Genomic DNA, 18,267 nt, shown 5'->3' on the forward strand with positions numbered 1-18,267 from the left:
TCGGTGACGACCTCGGCCGTCGCGCCCTCCGCCGCCTCGACCTCGGCAGCGGTCATCGTCCCCGTCACGACGCCGGCTCCTCGGCAGCGGCCGGGGTCGCGCTCGACGCCGGCGCGTACACCGCACGCGCGAGCGCCCGGATGACCTCCGCCGTGCGCGGCCCGAAGCTCAGGATCTCGGCATCCGCCATGTCGACCACCCGGCGGTGCTCGCCCGCGGGTGTCTGCTGCAGTGCCGGGATGCGCTCGAGCAACCCGTCGACCCCACCGACCGATGCGAGGCCGTCGGTCATCATCACGACGACGTCGGGCTGCGCCGCGACGAGCGCCTCGGCGGTCATGGGCTTCATGCCCTCCCAGCCGATCTCGCTCGCGACGTCGATGCCGCCGACCGCTTCGATCAGCGAATCCGCCCCGGAGTCGCGGCCGAAGATGTAATAGACGTTCGCGCTGCCTCGCACGTAGAGGAAGAGCATGCGCGGACGATCGGATGCCGCCGCCGGCGCGATCTCGGCCACCTCGGCGCTCGCCGCCACGACGTCGGCATCGAGCCGTTCTGCGAGCGCGTCGCCTCGCCCGGGCACGCCCAGGGCTCCGGCGATCTCCGAGACGAGGTCGGCGACCGTGTCGGCGCGCCGCTCGCTCGAGACCACGACGACGGCGATGCCCGCGTCGCGCAGCTGCTGGCGCACCTCCTTCGGGCCGATCGAGGTGTCGGTCAGCATCACGGTCGGCGCGAGCCCGAGGATCCCCTCCGCGTTGAGCGTGTGCCCCGACTTCGTCACGACGGGCAGGTCGTCGGTGCCGTCGAACGACGTCGACGAGTCGCGTCCGACGACCGCGTCGCCGAGACCCAGGCCGAACACGGTCGCGGCGATCGTGCCCGAGATGTCGACCGGCAGGATGCGGCTGACATCGGTGATCTCGACCGCCCGACCCTCGGCATCCGTCACCGTCACCGGCAGGTCAGGAGCGTCGTCGGCCGCGACGGGCTCGATCGCGTGCGACGCCAGGCACGCCGTGGAGGGTCCGGTCGCGGTGCGCGGGTTCTCGGCGAGGGTCAGCGATGCCAGCGGGACGGGTGCTGCGGGGCAGTCCGCGTCTGCGGCATCGGCGCTCGGCGCGGCACAGCCGGCGAGGGCGACCGCGGCCACGAGCAGTGCGATCGCACCGGCGAGGCGTGCCGAACCGCGGCGGGAGGAGGAGATGCGAAACATTAGGTGAGCCTTACCTTAGCTTGACGTCGGCTGTGAGAGTGCCCTACGTTCGAGTCGATATTAGGTTAGCCAAACCTAAGCAACCAACCCGAATCGCACTGATGCGCCGGTGCGCTTCGGCGCGCGCGGCGCCGGAGACACCCCGTGAATACGCAGCCGTTCCTGGATCGCAGCCGCGCGAGCATCGCCGCGCTCCTCGCCTTCCTGCTCGTCGTGGCAGGAGCCCTCACCGCCGTCCCGGCCTTCGCCGCCGGGCCATCCGTCTCGGCCACGCAGGCCCCTCGAGCCGGCGGGGCGATCACCGTCACCGGCTCGGGCTTCTCGGGCGTCGCGCCGGGTGTCTACGTCGGCGTCGGCCCCGCCGGCCTCAGCGGCTTCTACGGCGGCGCGATGGGCGACGTCGTCTGGGTGTCGCCGGGCAACGCCGACGGCTCGATCGGCAGCGGCCGCACCGCGCCGATGACGCCGGAGGGCACGTTCAGCGTCCAGGTGAGCGTTCCGGCCCACACCGACGGCGCGCAGTACACGGTGTACACCTCGAAGGCGCACGGCGGCGGCATGACCGATCCGAGCCAGAACGCGACGACGGCCATCGTGTGGGAGCCGCTCCCCGCCGTCGCGACGAGCACGACTCTGACGGTCGACCCGGCCGCCTCGAGCCTGGCCGGCGCGGACTTCACCCTCGGCGCGACCGTCGAGCCCGCAGCATCCGGAACCGTCTCGTACTTCAACGGTGAGACGCAGCTCGGCTCTGCCGCCGTCGGCACGACGGTCACGGCCAGCATCGCCACCGCCGGCACCGCGCAGCTGAAGGCCGTGTTCACGCCGGCCGACACCGCGGCGTTCACCGGCTCGACCTCGTCCGTCGTCTCGTACGAGATCACCGCACCCCCGGCCGAGCCGGAGACCCCGACGCCCACGGTGACGGTGTCGAAGACGACCGGGCTGGACCCTGACGGTGAGACCGTCACGGTGTCGGGTTCGGGGTTCGTCCCGAACGCGCCGGCGACCGACGGAATCCGTCAACCACTCGCGGGGAAGTTCGGCGGCTCGTACATCGTCTTCGGCAAGTTCCTCGAGCAGTGGACACCTTCTTCCGGTGCGCCGACCTCGGCACGACCCGGCACCGACACGAAGTGGGGCGTGCACGCGGCTGATGTGGCATCCATCGGCGGCGCCGCGCGCGGAGGGATCGCGATCGCTGCTGACGGCACCTTCGAGACGACGCTGACCATCTCGCGCACCGAGGCGTCCCAGCTGCTTGCCGGGAACTACGGCGTCTACACCTACTCGGGAGGGGGCGCGAAGTACGCCGCGTTCGAGACGTACACGCCGATCACGTTCGCCGAGCCCGCTCCGCTGCCGTCCCTGGCGGTCTCGAAGACCACGGGCCTCGACCCCGAGGGTGACACCATCACGATCACCGGCACCGACTACAGCACCGCGGGCAAGGCGATCTACGGGCCGTCGGCGGGACAACCCGCCGGCGTGTACGCGCAGATCGGCTGGCTCAAGGAGACGTGGCGCCCCTCGGCCGGCGCGGTCTCGGGCGACCGATCGAACGCCTACTCGGTCTGGGCGCAGGGCGTGCAGACGCAGGCGCCGTACCTGAAGTGGACGGACAACGGCGACGGCACGGCGGACTTCACGTGGACCGTCGAGATCGACGAAGCGACTCTCGAGGCGAAGCGTCTCGAAGGCGCGACCCTCGCCGTGTTCACCGTCGGTGCCGGCGGCGTCGTGCAGGCGGTCAACGAGCTCGCCGTCCCCATCTCCTTCGCGGACCCCACGCCGGTTCCGGCCGTCGACGTGACGGTGACGGATGCCTCGGCCACCGCCGGCGCGACCGTCGAGGTCGCCGCCTCCAACCTCGGGGATGTCACCGGCGCCTACGCCGCCATCATCGAGAAGGGCACCGAGTCGGCGGTCACCGCCGGCGACGGCTTCGCGGCGGTGCAGTACGTGCGTCCGATCTCGGGCGGCGCGTTCACGGTCGACCTCGTCGCCCCCGCTGCCAAGCTCGACCGCGCGAAGCAGTACGAGGTCATCGTGTGGAAGCAGCACTCCAACCCGGGTGCCGACACGATCTACGCCCGCGGCGACGTGCCGTTCACGGCCGATCACTGGACGAAGCTCTTCCCCGAGGTGACGCCGCCGACCGATCCGGAGACACCGGTCGATCCCGGCACGCCGGTGACCCCGCCGGGGACGGTCCAGGGCGGCTCGCTCTCGTGGGCGATCTCGTCGAGCTTCGCGAGCTACATCACGAGCAGCACCGCGAAGGGCAGCATCGCCGTGACGGGCGGCGCCACCCGCTCCGGCGGCCTGTTCCAGTTCGGCCAGGCGACCGGCAGCACGTATGACGCGGCGACCGGCACGGGCACCGTCTCGTACAACGGGTCGGTCCGCTTCACGGGCCACGGCGGCGTCCTCGACGTCACGATCGCGAACCCGCAGGTCCGCATCACGTCGGCGAATGCGGCGACGCTCTACGTCACGAGCGGCGGCTCGCAGGTCGCCTTCGCGAACCTCGACCTGTCGGCCGCGGTGCGCGTCACCGCCAACGGCACCGTCTCGTACTCGCGCGTGCCGGCCACGCTGACCGCGGCCGGGCGCAGCCAGGTGTTCCAGGGCTACACGACCGCCCTCGACCCGCTCGCGTTCACGATCGGCGTCCCGGCGGCCGCGCCCGCGGGTTCGACGGGCACCGTCGCGGCGGCTCCCGCGTCGACCGCGCGCACGACGTCGCTGCCCGCCGCTCCGCCCGCCTCGACGGGCATCGACCTCGACGACGACACCCTCGCCGCGCTGCAGAAGGGCGAGCCGGTCACGGTCTCCGCGTCGGGCTTCACCCCGAACGAGGAGGGCATCAAGGTCGTCGTGTACTCGACGCCGACGCTCCTGGGCGAGGTGGCGGCGGATGCCTCGGGCAACGCCACGTGGACCGGTTCGCTGCCCGCCACGCTCGAGGACGGCGAGCACACGCTGACGTTCCAGGGATCCGTGGACCGCGGCATCCGCTTCACGCTCGCCCGTGCCGCGATCGCCGCCGGCTGCTTCGTCGAGGCCGCGAGCCTGAACTGGGGCTTCAAGGAGACCTTCCGCACGTACATCGAGGGCATCGCCGCCGGCGGCTGGGAGCTGACCGACGTCGCGTACGAGTACCCCGAGTTCGTCTGGACCGCGGGCACGGGAGCGGTGGATGCTGCGACCCGAACCGGTCTCGTCACCTATGGCGGCAGCATCCGTTTCACCGGCCACCAAGGTGCGCTCGACACGACGCTGTCGAACGCCCGGGTGGAGCTCGCGGGCGACACCGGCTACCTGGTGTTCGACGTCAGCGGCACGACGCAGGCGGGTGAGCCGGTGACGGCCGCGGGCATCCGGTTCGCCGAGTTCGCCCTGCCCGACCTCGAGGTCACCGACGACGGGCTCGTGCTCGACGCGCTTCCCGCGACCCTGACCGACGCGGGGGCCGCCGCCTTCGGCACGTACCCGGCGGGCGACGAGCTCGACCCGGTGTCGGCCGTACTCCCGGTGGCGGGCGACTGCGCGGTCGCTGCAGCGCCGGTGAAGGCCGAGGAGGTGCCGGTGGCCGAGTCCGCCGAGGCCGAGGTCCTCTCCGCCGACCAGACGACGGCGCCGGTTTGGCCGTGGGCGCTCGTGGGGATCGCCCTGGCCCTCGGGATCGGGTCCGTGGTCTGGATCGTGGTCTCCCGCCGCCGTGCGACGGCCGGCGGCAACGGAGACCAGACGGCAGGCTGACCACCAGCCGTCACCCCCGCGGCGTCCCGCTCTCGGCTTCCGAGCGGGGCGCCGCCTTTCTCATGGGCGCGCAGCCGCCCGCCGGGTGGGACAATGGAGGTATGCCCGAGCACAGCCAGGACCGCATCGAGACCGTGCGCGTGCGACGTGCACCGAAGATCTCGGTGTTCCTGATCGTGGGGGCACTGGTCGGGGTCTTCGTCGCGATGATCCTCACGTTCGCGTTCAACGGCACGGCCGACGCGAGCCCGAACACGGGGGTCGTGTACTCGCAGGGTCAGGTGTTCGGCTTCCTGGCGCTCATCTGCGCCCCGATCGGCCTCGCGCTGGGCGGCATCCTCGCGCTCATCCTCGACCGCCGGTCACGGCGTCACACGCAGCAGGTCACTGTCGACCACGAGCAGGTGCACGTCGACCCGGAGCCGGGCACCAACGGCCACGGCCCGGCCCACTGAGCCCGACCGCTACGCCAGCTCGGCGATGATCGGGTGGATGGCGGCGTCGAACGCCGCGACATCGCCCCGCAGTCCGTCGGTGACGGCGATCGTGAGCGAGCCGATCCACCACACCCCGCGCTGATTCAGCGGCAGCACCTGCACGTTGAGCTCGAACGAGTGCGCCCGCCGGCCGACCTGGCGCTCGTGCTCGGCGATCGCCCCCGCGTAGGCGCGGTACGCCGTGCCCGTGCTGTGCGACGCCTCTTTGCGGTACCGCGCGTTCGCCGACTGCGCGAACGCCACCGCCTCGATCGCATGCGGTCGGAAGGCCGCGCGCAGCTCGTCGCAGCCCTCGGTGGGGAGGGCGAGCGCGGTGTCGAAGCCGTCGACGAGATCGAGGGGGACCGGCGACGGGTGCGCCTGCGGCTCGACCGTCATCGCCCAGAACTCGCGCCACTGCCGTTCGAGCAGCGCCTGGGCCTCTTCGGACCGGTCGTTCGCACGCGGAGGGATGCCGCGGAGGTGCGGCAGCTCCTCCGGAGAGCGGATGCCGAGCACCTGGCGCAGGTAGAGGGCGAGGAGAACGGGCTGACCGGCGTCTTCGCGGATCAGCCACTCCGGAGCACCGGCGCCGCCCATGTGGCCATTGTAGATCCGGGCATCGACGTCGAGGCGGGCCGAAACCGCGTCCCGGCAGCCCGCTCGACCCTCGCGCGCGAGGCCCGACGTAACAGCGGCGGCGCCCGGCATCCGTCCAGGTGGGGCGCCGGTAGGCTGGTAGCCGTGGCCTCATCCGAACGCGATGCCCCCTCCCGCCCCGAAGAGCCCGTGAACCCGTACGCGGCTGCCGGCGTCGACACCGCCGCCGGCGACCTCGCCGTCGAGTTGATGAAGTCGGCGGTGCGGCGCACCCACGGCCCCGAGGTGCTCGGCGGCGTCGGCGGCTTCGCCGGGCTCTTCGACGCGGCCGCGTTCAAGGCCTATGACAAGCCGCTGCTGGCCACCAGCACCGACGGCGTCGGCACGAAGGTCGCGATCGCGCAGGCCATCGACAAGCACGACACGATCGGGCAGGACCTCGTCGGCATGGTCGTCGACGACATCGTCGTGGTCGGCGCGAAGCCGCTGTTCATGACCGACTACATCGCGTGCGGCAAGGTCTTCCCCCAGCGCATCGCCGACATCGTCCGCGGCATCGCCGAGGGCTGCGAGGCCACCGGCACGGCCCTGGTCGGCGGCGAGACCGCCGAGCACCCCGGCCTCCTGGGCGTCAACGACTACGACGTCGCGGGTGCCGCGACCGGCGTCGTCGAGGCCGACCGCGTGCTGGGCGCCGAGCGGGTGCGCGAGGGCGATGTCGTCCTGGCGCTTGCCAGCTCGGGCCTGCACTCCAACGGCTATTCGCTGGTGCGCCACATCGTGGCAGGCTCCGGCATCCAGTACGGCGACAACGCCGCCGACTTCGGCACGACGTGGGGCGAGGCCCTGCTCGAGCCGACCCGCCTCTACACGCTGCCGCTGCTGCGCCTCATCGAGGCGACCGGCGACGCGGTGCACTCCCTCAGCCACGTCACCGGCGGCGGCATCGCCGCGAACCTCGCGCGCGTGCTCCCGCAGGGCATGTGGGTCGAGGTCGACCGCTCGACGTGGTCGCCCTCGCCGGTGTTCCGCGTCCTCGCCGACCTCGGCAACCTCGAGCTCGAGGCGACCGAGGGCACCTGGAATCTCGGCATCGGGTTCCTCGCGGTCGTGTCGGCCGACAAGGCCGAGGCCGCAGCATCCGTTCTCTCCCGCGAAGGCATCGCGACGTGGCAGGTGGGTGTCGTGCACACCGGCGACCGCCCGGCCGACGGCCACTGGGAGCAGGGCGCCAAGGGCGTCGACGGCGGCGCGGTGCGCCTCGTGGGTGCCTATTCAGACAACACGGCATACGCGGATCACGCGGCTCGCTGAGCCGGGCACGAACAGCAGGAGCTAGCAACACCCATGTGCGGAATCGTCGGAATGGTGGGCCGCGGGTCCGTCAACCAGGAGATCTACGACTCCCTCCTCCTCCTCCAGCACCGGGGTCAGGACTCCACGGGCATCTCGACCGCCGAGCGCAACGGCGTCGTGCACATGCACAAGGTCAAGGGGCAGGTGCGCGAGTCGTTCCGCACGCGCGACATGCGCGCGCTCCTCGGCGAGATCGGCCTCGGCCACGTCCGCTACGCGACCAAGGGCACGGCGTCGAACGAGGAAGAGGCGCAGCCCTTCTACGTGAACGCCCCGTACGGCATCGTGCTGGTGCACAACGGCAACCTCACGAACACGCGTGAGCTCACCGAGGAGCTGTTCCACAAGGACCGCCGCCACCTCAACACGTCGTCCGACACCGAGCTGCTCGTCAACGTCCTCGCGAACGAGCTGCAGTCGTCCATGTCGGGCCTCGAACTCGACCCGGCGCAGGTGTTCCAGGCCGTGACCCGCGTGCACGAGCGCGTCGAGGGCTCGTACGCGGCCATCGCGCTGATCGCGGGCTACGGTCTGCTGGCGTTCCGTGACCCGTTCGGCATCCGTCCGCTCATCCTGGGCACCCGCAAGAACGAGGACGGCCACTACGAGTGGGTCGTCACGAGCGAGTCGCTCGTGCTCGAGAACGGCGAGTTCGAGGTCGTGCGCGACGTGGACCCCGGCGAGGCCGTCTTCATCGACCTCGAGGGCAACCTCCACACGCAGCAGTGCGCCGTCGACCCGCAGCTCGTGCCGTGCTCGTTCGAGTACGTCTACCTCGCCCGTCCCGACTCGGTCATGAACGGCATCTCGGTCTACGAAGCGCGTCTTCGCATGGGCGACCGCCTCGCCGACACCATCGCGAAGTACACGCCGAAGGAAGCGATCGACGTCGTCATGCCGATCCCCGACTCGTCGCGGCCCGCGGCCATGCAGGTCGCCCGCAAGCTCGGCGTCGAGTATCGCGAGGGCTTCTACAAGAACCGCTACGTCGGCCGCACCTTCATCATGCCGGGCCAGGCCGCGCGCAAGCGCAGCGTGCGCCAGAAGCTCAACGCCATGTCGAGCGAGTTCAAGGGCAAGAACGTGCTCCTCATCGACGACTCCATCGTGCGCGGCACGACGTCGAAGGAGATCATCCAGATGGCACGGGATGCCGGGGCCAAGAGCGTCACGTTCGCCTCGGCCGCGCCGCCCGTGCGCTACCCGCACGTCTACGGCATCAACATGCCGTCGCGTCACGAGCTGGTGGCCCATGGCCGCACGATCCCACAGATCGCCGAGGAGCTCGGTGCCGACTTCGTCGTTTACCAGGAGGTCGAAGACCTCAAGGCGGCGATCCTCGAGGGCTCCGACGTCGAGGACCTCGACATGAGCTGCTTCGACGGCCGCTACATCACCGGCACCGTCACCGACGAGTACCTGGCTTGGGTCGAGGGCTCGCAGGAGTCCTGACCTCCCGCCTGCGCCGGGCCGAGGCATCCGTTCCCGCGCATTCGCCCCTCGGGGGTCGCAACACGCGGGGTGCGCGCGTCGATCCCGCGTGTCGCGCCACCTGAGGCCAGGGTTCCGCGCGGCCCGCAGCGTTCGCGGGTCGCGACACGCGGGGTGTGCACACTGATCCCGTGTGTTGCGCCACCTGGACAGGCGTGCCACCGCGGGCCGCGGCATCCGTTCCGCCGCACTTCGTCCAGCTCGCCTGATCTGGGAGACGGATGCTGCGGCCTGGGCTGATGCGGACTGTGGGTGGGTCCTGACCGCTGAGTAGGCTGGCGCCGTGCCGGGTGATGACCCCGTCGGGTTCCTCGTGTGGATCCTCATGCTGCCGGTGATCGCAGGAGCGGTCGTCGGGTTGCTGGTCGGGCTCGGATTCGCGGTGGTCATGGGACTCGCCGCGTTCAACCACGGCCTCGCCCGCCTCGTGCGGCGCACGGCAGACGCGATACACGCCCGCCGGGTTGCGTCGCAGGAGCGTGCGGCGGACGTGATGCCCGACGAACCCTGACAAGGAGGGCCGCCGCGGGCCGAGGCATCCGGTCCCGTGCATGCGCGCTTCGGGGGTCGCAACACGCGGGGTGCGCGCGTCGATCCCGCGTGTCGCGCCACCTGAGGCCAGGGTTCCGCGCGGCCCGCAGCGTTCGCGGGTCGCGACACGCGGGGTGTGCGCACTGATCCCGCGTGTTGCGCCACCTGAACCGGCCGGACGCGGCGGGCCGAGGCATCCATCCGCGCCCGTAGGCTTGGGGAGTGAAGTCGTCTCCTGCCCGCCCGCTCTGGCAGGGGAGGACCCTCGCGCTCGTCGGCATCGTGCTGTTCGCGTTCTCGCTGCGCTCTGCGGTCGCCTCGCTGTCGCCCCTCTACGACCACATCGCCGCGGACTTCGCCGTCCCGCCGGCGGTCATCGGGCTCATCGGCACGGCGCCGCCCGTGTGCTTCGCGATCTTCGGGCTGCTGACGCCCGCGCTCGAGCGCCGGTTCGGACTCGAACGCCTCGCGGTCGCGGCCATGGCGGTCGTGACGCTCGGGCTTGTCGCCCGCAGCTTCGCGCCGAGCTGGGGACTGCTGCTCGCCGGCACCGCGCTGGTGTTCGCCGCGGTCGGCACGGGCAACATCCTGCTGCCGCCGCTCGTGAAGCGCTACTTCCCCGACCGCATCGGCCTGATGACGACGATCTTCTCGACCACGATGGCCGTGTCGACCTTCCTGCCGCCCCTCATCGCCGTTCCGATGGCGGATGCTGCGGACTGGCACCTTTCGCTGGGTTTGTGGGCCGTCTTCGCCCTGGTGGCGATGATCCCGTGGATCGGTCTCGCGCTGCGCCACCGCGCCGAGCAGGCCGAGAAGGACGACGAGGACTTCGAAGAGCCGAGCCCGCAGGCGTTCGGCCGCATGTGGCGGATCCCGCTCGCGTGGGCGCTGCTCGTCTCCTTCGCGGTGTCGAGCACCATCGCCTACACGTCGTTCGCGTGGATGCCCCAGCTGCTCGTCGACATCTCGGGCGTCACGCCGGCGACGGCAGGTGCGCTGCTGTCGCTCTTCGGATTCATGGGCCTGCCGGCATCCCTCGTCGTGCCCCTGCTGGTCACGCGCTGGAACGCCACCCGACTGCTGTTCGGGGTCGCGGTCGCGTGCGGGTTCGCCGGCATCGCCGGATTCCTCTTCGCGCCGACCGCCGCGCCGTGGCTCTGGGTCGTGCTGCTCGGGCTCGCACCGCTGCTGTTCCCGATGATCCTCGTGCTCCTCGGCCTGCGTACGCGCACGCACGAGGGCTCGGTCGCGCTCAGCGGGTTCGCGCAGAGCGGCGGTTACGCGATCGCGGCGCTGTTCCCGTTCGGCATCGGCCTGCTCCACGAGGCGACGGACTCGTGGACGGGTCCGCTCATCGTGCTGGCGATCGTCGTCGCGGCAGCGATCCCCGCAGGGGTTGTCGCGGCCCGCCCCCACACCGTCGAGGACGACTGGGCCAGGCGTCACGGCGCCTGGTGAGGCATCCCGCGACAGCGAGGACTCGGGGTCGACGAACACCGGTCAGACCGCCGCGAGGGCAGCCGACGTGCGAGGGTGTTACGCCTGCGACGACGAAAGCGGCGAGGTCTCGTCCTCGTCTTCGTCGTTGTACTGGTCGGCCCACTTGTCGACGTACTCGTCTTCACTGTGGTGACCGAGCTCGCGCTCAAGCGCCGAGTAGTTCACGCTGTACGTGTCGTACTTCAGCTCTCGGGCGATCTTGGTGTGCTTCGCCTTCTGACGGCCACGCCCCATGCGAGACCCCCTCATTTAGGATCGCGGGCTATTTTGCGGGCTCTCAGCCTCGCAAACCCGGGCATTCACGAATCCGGCTTCGAACCGGTAAGAGTAGCATTCAGGATAACACGGAGCCCCCGTACCCCGGCGGTTCCGACGCCACCGGTGGACGAGGAGTGCGGACATATGACCGACGAGGCATCCGAGCCGGAAGGCGATGCGACGACTGATGCGAGCCTGCACGGGGCGGTGATCGCGGGTGTGATCCCCGACCAGTCGCCGCGCGTCCTGAAAGAGGCGGCGCGCTACGCGAAGCTCTTCCAGGCGCCGCTCGTGGTCGTGCACGTCGACGTCACACGCTTCGTCACCTACGAGGACCCCGACGGGTACGTCCACTCGGCGCCCATCGACATGAACATCGCCGCCGGCGAGGGCGAGCTCGCGAAGGTGCAGGATGCCGCAGCATCCGTCCTCGGCGAATCCGCGCCGGAATGGACGGTGCGCCAGCTCGTCGGCGACCCCGCGATGGCCATCAAGCACTTCGCCGACGAGATCGACGCGCGCCTGCTCGTCGTCGGCACGCGCAAGCGCGGCTTCGGCGAGTCGGTCCGCGAGTTCTTCACCGGCTCGGTGGGCGCGCGCCTCGCGCACCGCCAGCACCGCCCGATCCTGATCGTCCCGCTCGGCGAGCCCGTCCCCGACGGCGAGGAGATCTGGCCCGCCTGACCGGCGGTCGGACTCGTTCGCAGGCGCGAGGCGTTTCGTCTCGCTCGTTCCTCGCTCGCTCAACGACCGGGGGCCAAAGCACCGGTCGTCGAGCAATCGAGACGAAACGCCCTGGGCATCCGAGGAAACCCAGGGCGTTCGACTGAGGGATGCTGCGGGCTCAGCCGCGCAGCGCGCGTGTCACCTCGCGGGCCACACGGTCGAGATCGCTCGCGAGCTGGTCGACGATCGACGCGGCGAGCTCGCCGCCGCGGGCGACGTGGACGCGGACGTCGCCGCGCACGTTGGCGCGGAACTCGTTCACGAGGGCGTCGACGCGCTGCACCTGCTCACGGCTGCGGACGCGGGGGTCGTCCTCGCGGGAGGGCTGCGGCGTGGACTCGCGCTCGTCGCGGGAGGCGGCGGCGAGGTCGGCGCGGAGGCTCTTCATCGCCTCCCGGACGCTCCCGCGCACCTCGTCGGCGATGAGACGCACCGAGTCGGCGAGGCCGGCCTCGATGCCCTCGAGCTCGCCGGCGCGCGACTGCACCTCGGCGTGGCCGGCTTCGGTGATCGCGTAGACGGTCTTGCGCCCGTCGACGGTCTTGGTCACGAGGCCCTCCTCTTCGAGCTTCGCCAGACGCGGATAGATGGTGCCGGCGCTCGGGGTGTAGGTGCCCCCGGTGCGGTCCGACAGGGCCTGCATGATGTCGTAGCCATGGCGCGGCCCTTCATCGAGCAGGTTCAGCAGGTACAGGCGCAGGTCGCCGTGCGAGAAGACCGGAGCCATGCTCACCACTCCTCTTCATCGACACCGGCGGCAGGCTGCGAGCTCGCGGGCTCGGCCTGAGCCGACGCGGGTGCGTCGACGGACGCGTGAGGCGCAGCATCCGTCACCGGAGAAGCCGCGCGGCGCAGCACCGTGATGCTGCCCGAGACGCTGTGGGCGCGCACGTCGGCGAAGCTGCCCGAGAGCTCGCCGACGGAGCCGGCGTAGTTGGTGGTCGGGCCGGTGCCGTTGCCGGAGCGCACGACGCCGTCGACCTGGACTTTGCCGCTGACGCTGCGGATGACGTAATTGGCCGGGTGGCCCTCGTCGAGGCGCACGGTCGAGGTGCCGCTGACGGTGTTGAGGCCGACCGACAGGATGTCGCCGGCGGAGTCCACGAGGACCGAGCCCGAGACCGTGTCGATGGTGGCCTTGCGGAGGGTTCCGGTGGCGGCCACATCGCCCGAGACGCTGTTGGCGTTGAGCGAGCCGACGAGCTCGCGCACCTGCACGTCGCCCGATACGGCGTTGATCGACAGGTCGCCGGTGAGGCCGTCGACGATGATGTCGCCCGACACGGTGTTGAGCGAGGCGTTGTTCTGCAGGCCCGAGACGAGGGCGCTGGCGCTGACGACGCCGAGGGTGAGGGCGATCTCGCGGGGGACCGCGACGCTGATCTCGGCCTTGGGGCCGGAGGTGCCGAAGTTGCGGAACACCTCGAGGAAGTTGTCCCAGCGCAGCTGCGGGTGGTCGATCTCGACGTGGTCGTCGGCGACCTCGATGCGGAGGTCCTTGACGGTGACCTCGTGCACTTCGATGCGGATGCCGGGCTCGTCATGGGCGATCACGTCGACCTGCCCGCCGACGAGGCCGATCTTGAGCGTGCGCACGTCCTCGATGTCGATGACGCGCGTCTCGCCCGGGTGGATGATCCACTTCTCCAGGGTCATGACTGCTTCTCCTGCGGTATCTCTAGGGGGTGATCCGTATCGCGATATATCGCGTGCCACGAGAGTAACACGATATATCGCGTTCTTGTCAAGAAGATTGCTCCAACCCGCTTGACCTTGACGCAACGTCAACCTTTAGCGTGGTGTTCACGACGAACCGACGACGAAACGAGAGGAGGTCGTCATGGAGGACGAGCAGGAGTGGTCGATCCAGCAGATCGCGAAGCTCGCCGGCACCACCAGCCGCACGCTCCGTCACTACGACGACATCGGCCTGCTCGCGCCGTCGAGCATCGGCCACAACGGCTACCGGTACTACGGCCAGGCCGCGCTCGTGCGGCTGCAGCGCATCCTGCTGCTGCGCGAGCTCGGACTCGGACTGCCGCAGATCGCCGCGGTGATGGAGCGAGAGACCGGCGAGGTGCCCGCCCTCGAGGCGCACCTGGCATGGCTCCGGCAGGAGCAGGACCGGCTGGCGCGGCAGATCGCGTCGGTCGAGAACACGATCAGTGCAGTGAGAGGAGGTGAACGACTGATGGCAGAGAACATGTTCGACGGCTTCGACCACACGCAGTACAAGGACGAGGTCGAACAGCGCTGGGGCAGGAAGGCGTATGCCGACAGCGACCGCTGGTGGCGCTCGATGAGCGCCGACGAGAAGGCCGCGTGGCAGCAGCGTGTCTCGGACCTCGGCCGTGACTGGATCGCGGCCGCGGAATCCGGGATCGCCCCCGACAGCGACGAGGCCCAGGCGGTCGCGAAGCGGCACGTCGAGTGGCTGACCGGGATTCCCGGCACGCCCGCGGCGGCGCCCGGCGGCGACGTCAAGGCCTACGTGATCGGCCTCGGCGAGATGTACGTCGCCGACCCGCGGTTCGGCGCGAACTACGCGACGAGCCAGGGCGGCACGCACGGCGCCGAGTTCGTGCGCGACGCGCTCCGCGTCTACGCGGACGCGAACCTGTAGCCCGCTTCGCTCACCTGTCGCGATGTGCTGGCGCGACCGGCATTTCGTGACAGGTGAGCAGGAAGAGCGCCGATGGGGGAGAAGACAGACGGATGCCGCGGCCAGCAGTGGCCGCGGCATCCGTCCGTCAACTGATCCTGTGGTGCAGGGGTCAGGTGCCTCGTCCGCCGCTGATGACCCGGAACAGGAAGGCGATCAGGGCGATGACGCCGACGATGATGGCCACCCACAGCAGCCAGCTCAGCGCCGAATTGAGGCCGCCGACGATCGCAAGGATGATCGCGACGACGATGATGATGATCAGGGCGAGGTTCATAGGAGCTCTCCTTCTTCGTCGTCGATGCATGTGATGCATCGCGTGCCTCGTGGGCACATCTCGACAGTGGCACCGGTGGGGCACGGTCCGTAGGGGGTTGACGACGCCGGTTTTCCGGTGATACGCCGGGCTCACGGCCCCTGTGCCTAGGGCCGCACCGCGGGGAAGTCAACCCCTGTGCGACCCCGACTGCCCGACCGTAGCTTCGCGGGTATGAGCACATCCGCGACCGATCCGACGACCGCTCACCACGAGGACGGCTTCCCGGCGCAGCACCAGGAGCAGCCGGGCCTCACCGACGACACGCGTCCCGAGCCCGACCACGGCGAACGCTCGTATCAGGGCGCGCTGCGCCTCGCGGAACGCCGGGCTCTCATCACGGGCGGCGACTCCGGCATCGGCCGGGCCGTCGCGATCGCGTTCGCGCGCGAAGGCGCGGATGTCGCACTGACCCACATGCCGAAAGAGCAGGAGGACGCGCAGGACACGGTCCGCTGGATCACCGAGAGCGGCGCGCGGGCGCTGCCGCTCGAGGGCGACCTGCGTGACGAGGACTTCTGCGCCGAGATCGTCGAGCGTGCCGTCGCCGAGTTCGGCGGGCTCGACGTTCTCGTGCTCAACGCCGCGTATCAGAAGGATCGCGACGGCCTCGAGAACCTCGAGACGGAAGAGCTGGACCGCGTCTTCCGCACCAACCTGTACGCGCAGATGTTCACGGCGCGCGCCGCGATCCCGCACCTGAAGCCCGGGTCGTCGATCATCGTCACGACCTCGATCCAGGCGTTCAACCCGTCGCCGGGGCTCATCGACTACGCGATGACGAAGGCTGCGCAGGTCGCCTTCATCAAGGCGCTCGCCGAGGACCTCGGGCCGAAGGGCATCCGCGTGAACGGTGTCGCGCCGGGACCCATCTGGACCCCGCTCATTCCCGCGACGGGAAGGGATGCTGAGCGCCTCGCGACGTTCGGACAGGACACGCCGCTCGGCCGCGCGGGTCAGCCCGCCGAACTCGCCGGCGCGTACGTGTACCTCGCGAGCGACGACGCGTCATACACGTCGGGCGCGATCCTGCCCGTGACCGGAGGCAAGGGCCTGTGAAACCCGCCCCCGCGGCGGTGGACGAAGGAGGAAGCCATGCCAGGACAGCGCGGATCGAGTCTCAAAGACCGCGAGATGTACGAGGAGCTCCGCAAGGACGGCGTCTCGAAGGAGAAGGCCGCGCGCATCTCGAATGCCGCGGCGGCGCAGGGCCGCAAGACGGTGGGCAAGCGCGGCGGGAACGCCGAGGACTACGACGACCGCACGGTGCCCGAGCTGCGCAAGCGCGCGAAGGAGCTGGGCCTGAAGGGGTACTCGGGCAAGAAGAAGTCCGAGCTCATCTCGATGATCCGCAACCACTGACGCGGGGGGAGACTCGGCCGGCGGGTAACCCGAGCCCGTCGGCCGACCCCACGACCTCGGTAGCGTGAACGGATGCCGAAACTCGCGCGCGTCCGTCCCTACGAGGACCCCGGCTTCCGTCGGCTGCGGGCGGGGTCGGGCTTCCGGTACCTCGACGCGAAGGGCCGCGCACCCGCGCCCCGGCACCTGGATCGCATCCACGGGCTGGTGATCCCGCCCGCGTGGCAGGAGGTGTGGATCAGCACGCGCCCCGACGGGCACATCCAGGCCGTGGGCGTCGACGACGCCGGCCGACGGCAGTACGTCTACCACCCCGACTGGACCGCGGGCCGCGACCGCGGCAAGTTCGCGCGGTCGCTCGCGCTCGCCGAGGCGCTGCCCCGTGCTCGGGCGCGGGTCACCACGTCGATCCGCCGTGCGGACCTCGATCGCGAGCGGGTGCTGGCGGTCGCGTTCCGCCTGCTCGACGACGCCGCGCCGCGCATCGGCTCGGATCGCTACCTCGCCGCACACGGCAGCCGCGGCCTCACGACGCTGCAGCGACGGGATGTCTCGGTCGAGGCATCCGTCGTCTCGTTCGCGTTTCCGGGGAAGAGCGGCAAGCACCAGGTGCTCGAGCTCGACGACGCCGACCTCGCCGCCGTGATGGAGCTGCTGGCCGCGGGCCGGCCGCGGTCGCCGCTGCTCGCGTGGCAGCGGGGCGGGCGCCGCGTGGCGCTGACCCCGACAGAGGTGAACGCGTACGTGCGGGCGCTCACGGGCGGGAAGTTCACCGCGAAGGACTTCCGCACGCTGCGGGGAACGATCCTCGCGGCCGAGGCGCTCGCGCGCATCGGCACCGTCGACACCAAGACCGACCGCAAGCGCGCCGAGGTGCTCGCCGTGAAGGCGACGGCGGAGGCGCTGGGCAACACCCCGGCGGTCGCGCGGGGCTCGTACATCGACCCGCGCGTGTTCACGCGATACCGCGAGGGGAATCTGCTCGATCTGTCGATCACGCCGGAGTCCGCGATCCGGGGTCTGCTGCGCCCCGGGCGCTGACCCGCGTGTGCGCCGGGTGCGGGCGTTTCGTCTCGCTCGTTCCTCGCTCGCTCAACGAGCGGGGGGAGAAGAGATTCCCGGTCGTTGAGCGGAGCGCGCTCTGGCGCGCGAAGACGAAACGCCCTGGGTATCCGGGATCAGCGGGGCGAGTAGCGTGAAGGGATGCCGCAGCCCGTCGATCCACGGATCCTCGGGGTGACGGTGGCCGGCGGGGCGATCGGCGTCCTCGCCCGCGCGCTCGTGCTCGACCCGGTGACCGATCCGACGGCGGTGCCGTGGGTGACGCTCGGGGTAAACGTGGTCGGGTCCCTCGTCCTCGGCGTGGTCGTCGGCTGGCTCGACGACCAGCGGCCGATGCTCCGCTCGTTCCTCGGCACGGGCATCATGGGCGGCTTCACCACCTACAGCGCGTTCGCGGTGGCCACGGCCCTCTGGGTCGCCACGCCGTGGCTCGCCGCGGGGCTGGCCGCAGCATCCGTCATCGCAGGTGTCGTCGGCGCGGTCGTCGGACTGTTCATCGGACGCCGGATCGCCGACCGGCCGGGTGAGATCGAGTACCCGGAGGACGCCGAGTGAGCCCGTGGCTGCTCGTCGCCGCGCTCGCGGGCGGCGTCGGCGCGGGGCTCCGGTACGTCGTCGACCGGTGGCTCACGCCGTCGGGCGGCGGGCGGTTCCCGATCGGGATCCTCGTGGTCAACGTCTCGGGCTCGTTCGTGCTCGGCGTGATCACCGGGCTCGGCACGGCCATCGCCCCCGAACTGTCGCTGGTGCTCGGTCTCGGTCTGCTCGGCGGCTACACGACGTTCAGCACCGTCTCGGTCGAGACCGTGCTGCTCGCCCAGCGCAAGCGCTGGCGGCATGCGGCCCTCAACCTCTTCGGCACGCTCGCGTTCGCCGCCATCGCGGCGGGACTCGGCCTCCTCCTCGGGGGAGCGGTTTCATGAGAGCCGCATGAAATACTGAA

The 18,267-nt window shown here is 70.7% G+C and carries 19 protein-coding genes; 13 read left to right on the forward strand and 6 right to left on the reverse strand.

Going from position 1 to position 18,267, the window contains the following annotated elements:
• Nucleotides 1-64 precede the first annotated feature (64 nt).
• Nucleotides 65-1,216: a hemin ABC transporter substrate-binding protein gene (locus ACFVSU_RS12430; protein ID WP_387142982.1), complete on the reverse strand. Its 1,152-nt coding sequence runs from the start codon at nucleotides 1,214-1,216 to the stop codon at nucleotides 65-67.
• A 144-nt stretch (nucleotides 1,217-1,360) separates the two neighbouring features.
• Here ACFVSU_RS12430 and ACFVSU_RS12435 point away from each other — a divergent pair, with 144 nt between their 5' ends.
• Together ACFVSU_RS12435 and ACFVSU_RS12440 are read left to right on the forward strand one after the other, a co-directional pair.
• Complete coding sequence (locus ACFVSU_RS12435) at nucleotides 1,361-4,981, forward strand: HtaA domain-containing protein (protein ID WP_387142985.1); 3,621 nt, start codon at nucleotides 1,361-1,363, stop codon at nucleotides 4,979-4,981.
• A gap of 101 nt (nucleotides 4,982-5,082) precedes the next feature.
• Entirely contained in the window at nucleotides 5,083-5,436 is a 354-nt protein-coding gene (locus ACFVSU_RS12440; RefSeq protein WP_387142988.1) for a potassium transporter Trk, read from the forward strand.
• Between the two features lie 9 nt (nucleotides 5,437-5,445).
• Here ACFVSU_RS12440 and ACFVSU_RS12445 read toward each other — a convergent pair whose 3' ends face one another.
• Nucleotides 5,446-6,057, reverse strand: coding sequence for a zinc-binding alcohol dehydrogenase (locus ACFVSU_RS12445; protein ID WP_387142991.1), 612 nt, complete (start codon nucleotides 6,055-6,057; stop codon nucleotides 5,446-5,448).
• Nucleotides 6,058-6,201: 144 nt separating this feature from the next.
• Here ACFVSU_RS12445 and purM point away from each other — a divergent pair, with 144 nt between their 5' ends.
• The 4 genes from purM to ACFVSU_RS12465 all read left to right on the forward strand — a co-directional run bounded on the left by purM (nucleotide 6,202) and on the right by ACFVSU_RS12465 (nucleotide 10,896).
• Complete coding sequence (purM, locus tag ACFVSU_RS12450; RefSeq protein ID WP_387142994.1) at nucleotides 6,202-7,371, forward strand: phosphoribosylformylglycinamidine cyclo-ligase; 1,170 nt, start codon at nucleotides 6,202-6,204, stop codon at nucleotides 7,369-7,371.
• A 33-nt stretch (nucleotides 7,372-7,404) separates the two neighbouring features.
• Nucleotides 7,405-8,865, forward strand: coding sequence for an amidophosphoribosyltransferase (purF, locus tag ACFVSU_RS12455; protein ID WP_387142997.1), 1,461 nt, complete (start codon nucleotides 7,405-7,407; stop codon nucleotides 8,863-8,865).
• A 322-nt stretch (nucleotides 8,866-9,187) separates the two neighbouring features.
• A complete protein-coding gene (locus ACFVSU_RS12460; RefSeq protein ID WP_387142999.1) occupies nucleotides 9,188-9,415 on the forward strand; it encodes a hypothetical protein in 228 nt (75 codons plus the stop codon).
• Between the two features lie 242 nt (nucleotides 9,416-9,657).
• Nucleotides 9,658-10,896, forward strand: a complete 1,239-nt coding sequence (locus ACFVSU_RS12465) for a CynX/NimT family MFS transporter (RefSeq protein ID WP_387143002.1) — start codon at nucleotides 9,658-9,660, stop codon at nucleotides 10,894-10,896.
• A 78-nt stretch (nucleotides 10,897-10,974) separates the two neighbouring features.
• Here ACFVSU_RS12465 and ACFVSU_RS12470 read toward each other — a convergent pair whose 3' ends face one another.
• Nucleotides 10,975-11,172 (reverse strand): DUF3073 domain-containing protein, encoded by a 198-nt coding sequence (locus tag ACFVSU_RS12470; RefSeq protein WP_141895483.1) that lies wholly within the window; start codon nucleotides 11,170-11,172, stop codon nucleotides 10,975-10,977.
• Between the two features lie 168 nt (nucleotides 11,173-11,340).
• Between ACFVSU_RS12470 and ACFVSU_RS12475 the strand changes: the two genes are divergently transcribed.
• On the forward strand, nucleotides 11,341-11,880 hold the full coding sequence (locus ACFVSU_RS12475; RefSeq protein ID WP_387143006.1) for a universal stress protein: 540 nt from the start codon (nucleotides 11,341-11,343) through the stop codon (nucleotides 11,878-11,880).
• Nucleotides 11,881-12,040: 160 nt separating this feature from the next.
• Here ACFVSU_RS12475 and ACFVSU_RS12480 read toward each other — a convergent pair whose 3' ends face one another.
• Nucleotides 12,041-12,649: a PadR family transcriptional regulator gene (locus ACFVSU_RS12480; RefSeq protein WP_387143009.1), complete on the reverse strand. Its 609-nt coding sequence runs from the start codon at nucleotides 12,647-12,649 to the stop codon at nucleotides 12,041-12,043.
• A gap of 2 nt (nucleotides 12,650-12,651) precedes the next feature.
• Nucleotides 12,652-13,578 carry a DUF4097 domain-containing protein gene (locus tag ACFVSU_RS12485; RefSeq protein ID WP_387143012.1) on the reverse strand — a complete coding sequence of 309 codons (927 nt, stop codon included), beginning with the start codon at nucleotides 13,576-13,578 and terminating at the stop codon, nucleotides 12,652-12,654.
• A 184-nt stretch (nucleotides 13,579-13,762) separates the two neighbouring features.
• Between ACFVSU_RS12485 and ACFVSU_RS12490 the strand changes: the two genes are divergently transcribed.
• Nucleotides 13,763-14,545 (forward strand): MerR family transcriptional regulator, encoded by a 783-nt coding sequence (locus ACFVSU_RS12490; RefSeq protein ID WP_387143015.1) that lies wholly within the window; start codon nucleotides 13,763-13,765, stop codon nucleotides 14,543-14,545.
• Nucleotides 14,546-14,696: 151 nt separating this feature from the next.
• Here the strand turns inward: ACFVSU_RS12490 and ACFVSU_RS12495 are convergent, their stop codons facing one another.
• Nucleotides 14,697-14,861 carry a hypothetical protein gene (locus ACFVSU_RS12495; RefSeq protein WP_181911764.1) on the reverse strand — a complete coding sequence of 55 codons (165 nt, stop codon included), beginning with the start codon at nucleotides 14,859-14,861 and terminating at the stop codon, nucleotides 14,697-14,699.
• Between the two features lie 213 nt (nucleotides 14,862-15,074).
• Here ACFVSU_RS12495 and ACFVSU_RS12500 point away from each other — a divergent pair, with 213 nt between their 5' ends.
• The 5 genes from ACFVSU_RS12500 (at nucleotide 15,075) to crcB (ending at nucleotide 18,247) form a co-directional block, all read left to right on the forward strand.
• Nucleotides 15,075-15,959: an SDR family oxidoreductase gene (locus ACFVSU_RS12500; RefSeq protein WP_387143019.1), complete on the forward strand. Its 885-nt coding sequence runs from the start codon at nucleotides 15,075-15,077 to the stop codon at nucleotides 15,957-15,959.
• A 36-nt stretch (nucleotides 15,960-15,995) separates the two neighbouring features.
• On the forward strand, nucleotides 15,996-16,262 hold the full coding sequence (locus ACFVSU_RS12505; RefSeq protein ID WP_387143022.1) for a Rho termination factor N-terminal domain-containing protein: 267 nt from the start codon (nucleotides 15,996-15,998) through the stop codon (nucleotides 16,260-16,262).
• Nucleotides 16,263-16,334: 72 nt separating this feature from the next.
• The gene (locus ACFVSU_RS12510) at nucleotides 16,335-17,303 is read left to right on the forward strand and encodes a DNA topoisomerase IB (RefSeq protein ID WP_387143025.1); all 969 of its coding nucleotides are present in this window, start codon (nucleotides 16,335-16,337) and stop codon (nucleotides 17,301-17,303) included.
• A gap of 162 nt (nucleotides 17,304-17,465) precedes the next feature.
• Nucleotides 17,466-17,879, forward strand: a complete 414-nt coding sequence (locus tag ACFVSU_RS12515; protein ID WP_387143028.1) for a CrcB family protein — start codon at nucleotides 17,466-17,468, stop codon at nucleotides 17,877-17,879.
• Nucleotides 17,876-18,247 (forward strand): fluoride efflux transporter CrcB, encoded by a 372-nt coding sequence (crcB, locus tag ACFVSU_RS12520; protein ID WP_387143031.1) that lies wholly within the window; start codon nucleotides 17,876-17,878, stop codon nucleotides 18,245-18,247. Before ACFVSU_RS12515 ends, crcB begins: the two co-directional genes overlap by 4 nt.
• Nucleotides 18,248-18,267 lie beyond the last annotated feature (20 nt).

It is taken from the genome of Microbacterium sp. NPDC058062, from assembly GCF_042885375.1.
Classification (GTDB): domain Bacteria; phylum Actinomycetota; class Actinomycetes; order Actinomycetales; family Microbacteriaceae; genus Microbacterium; species Microbacterium trichothecenolyticum_C.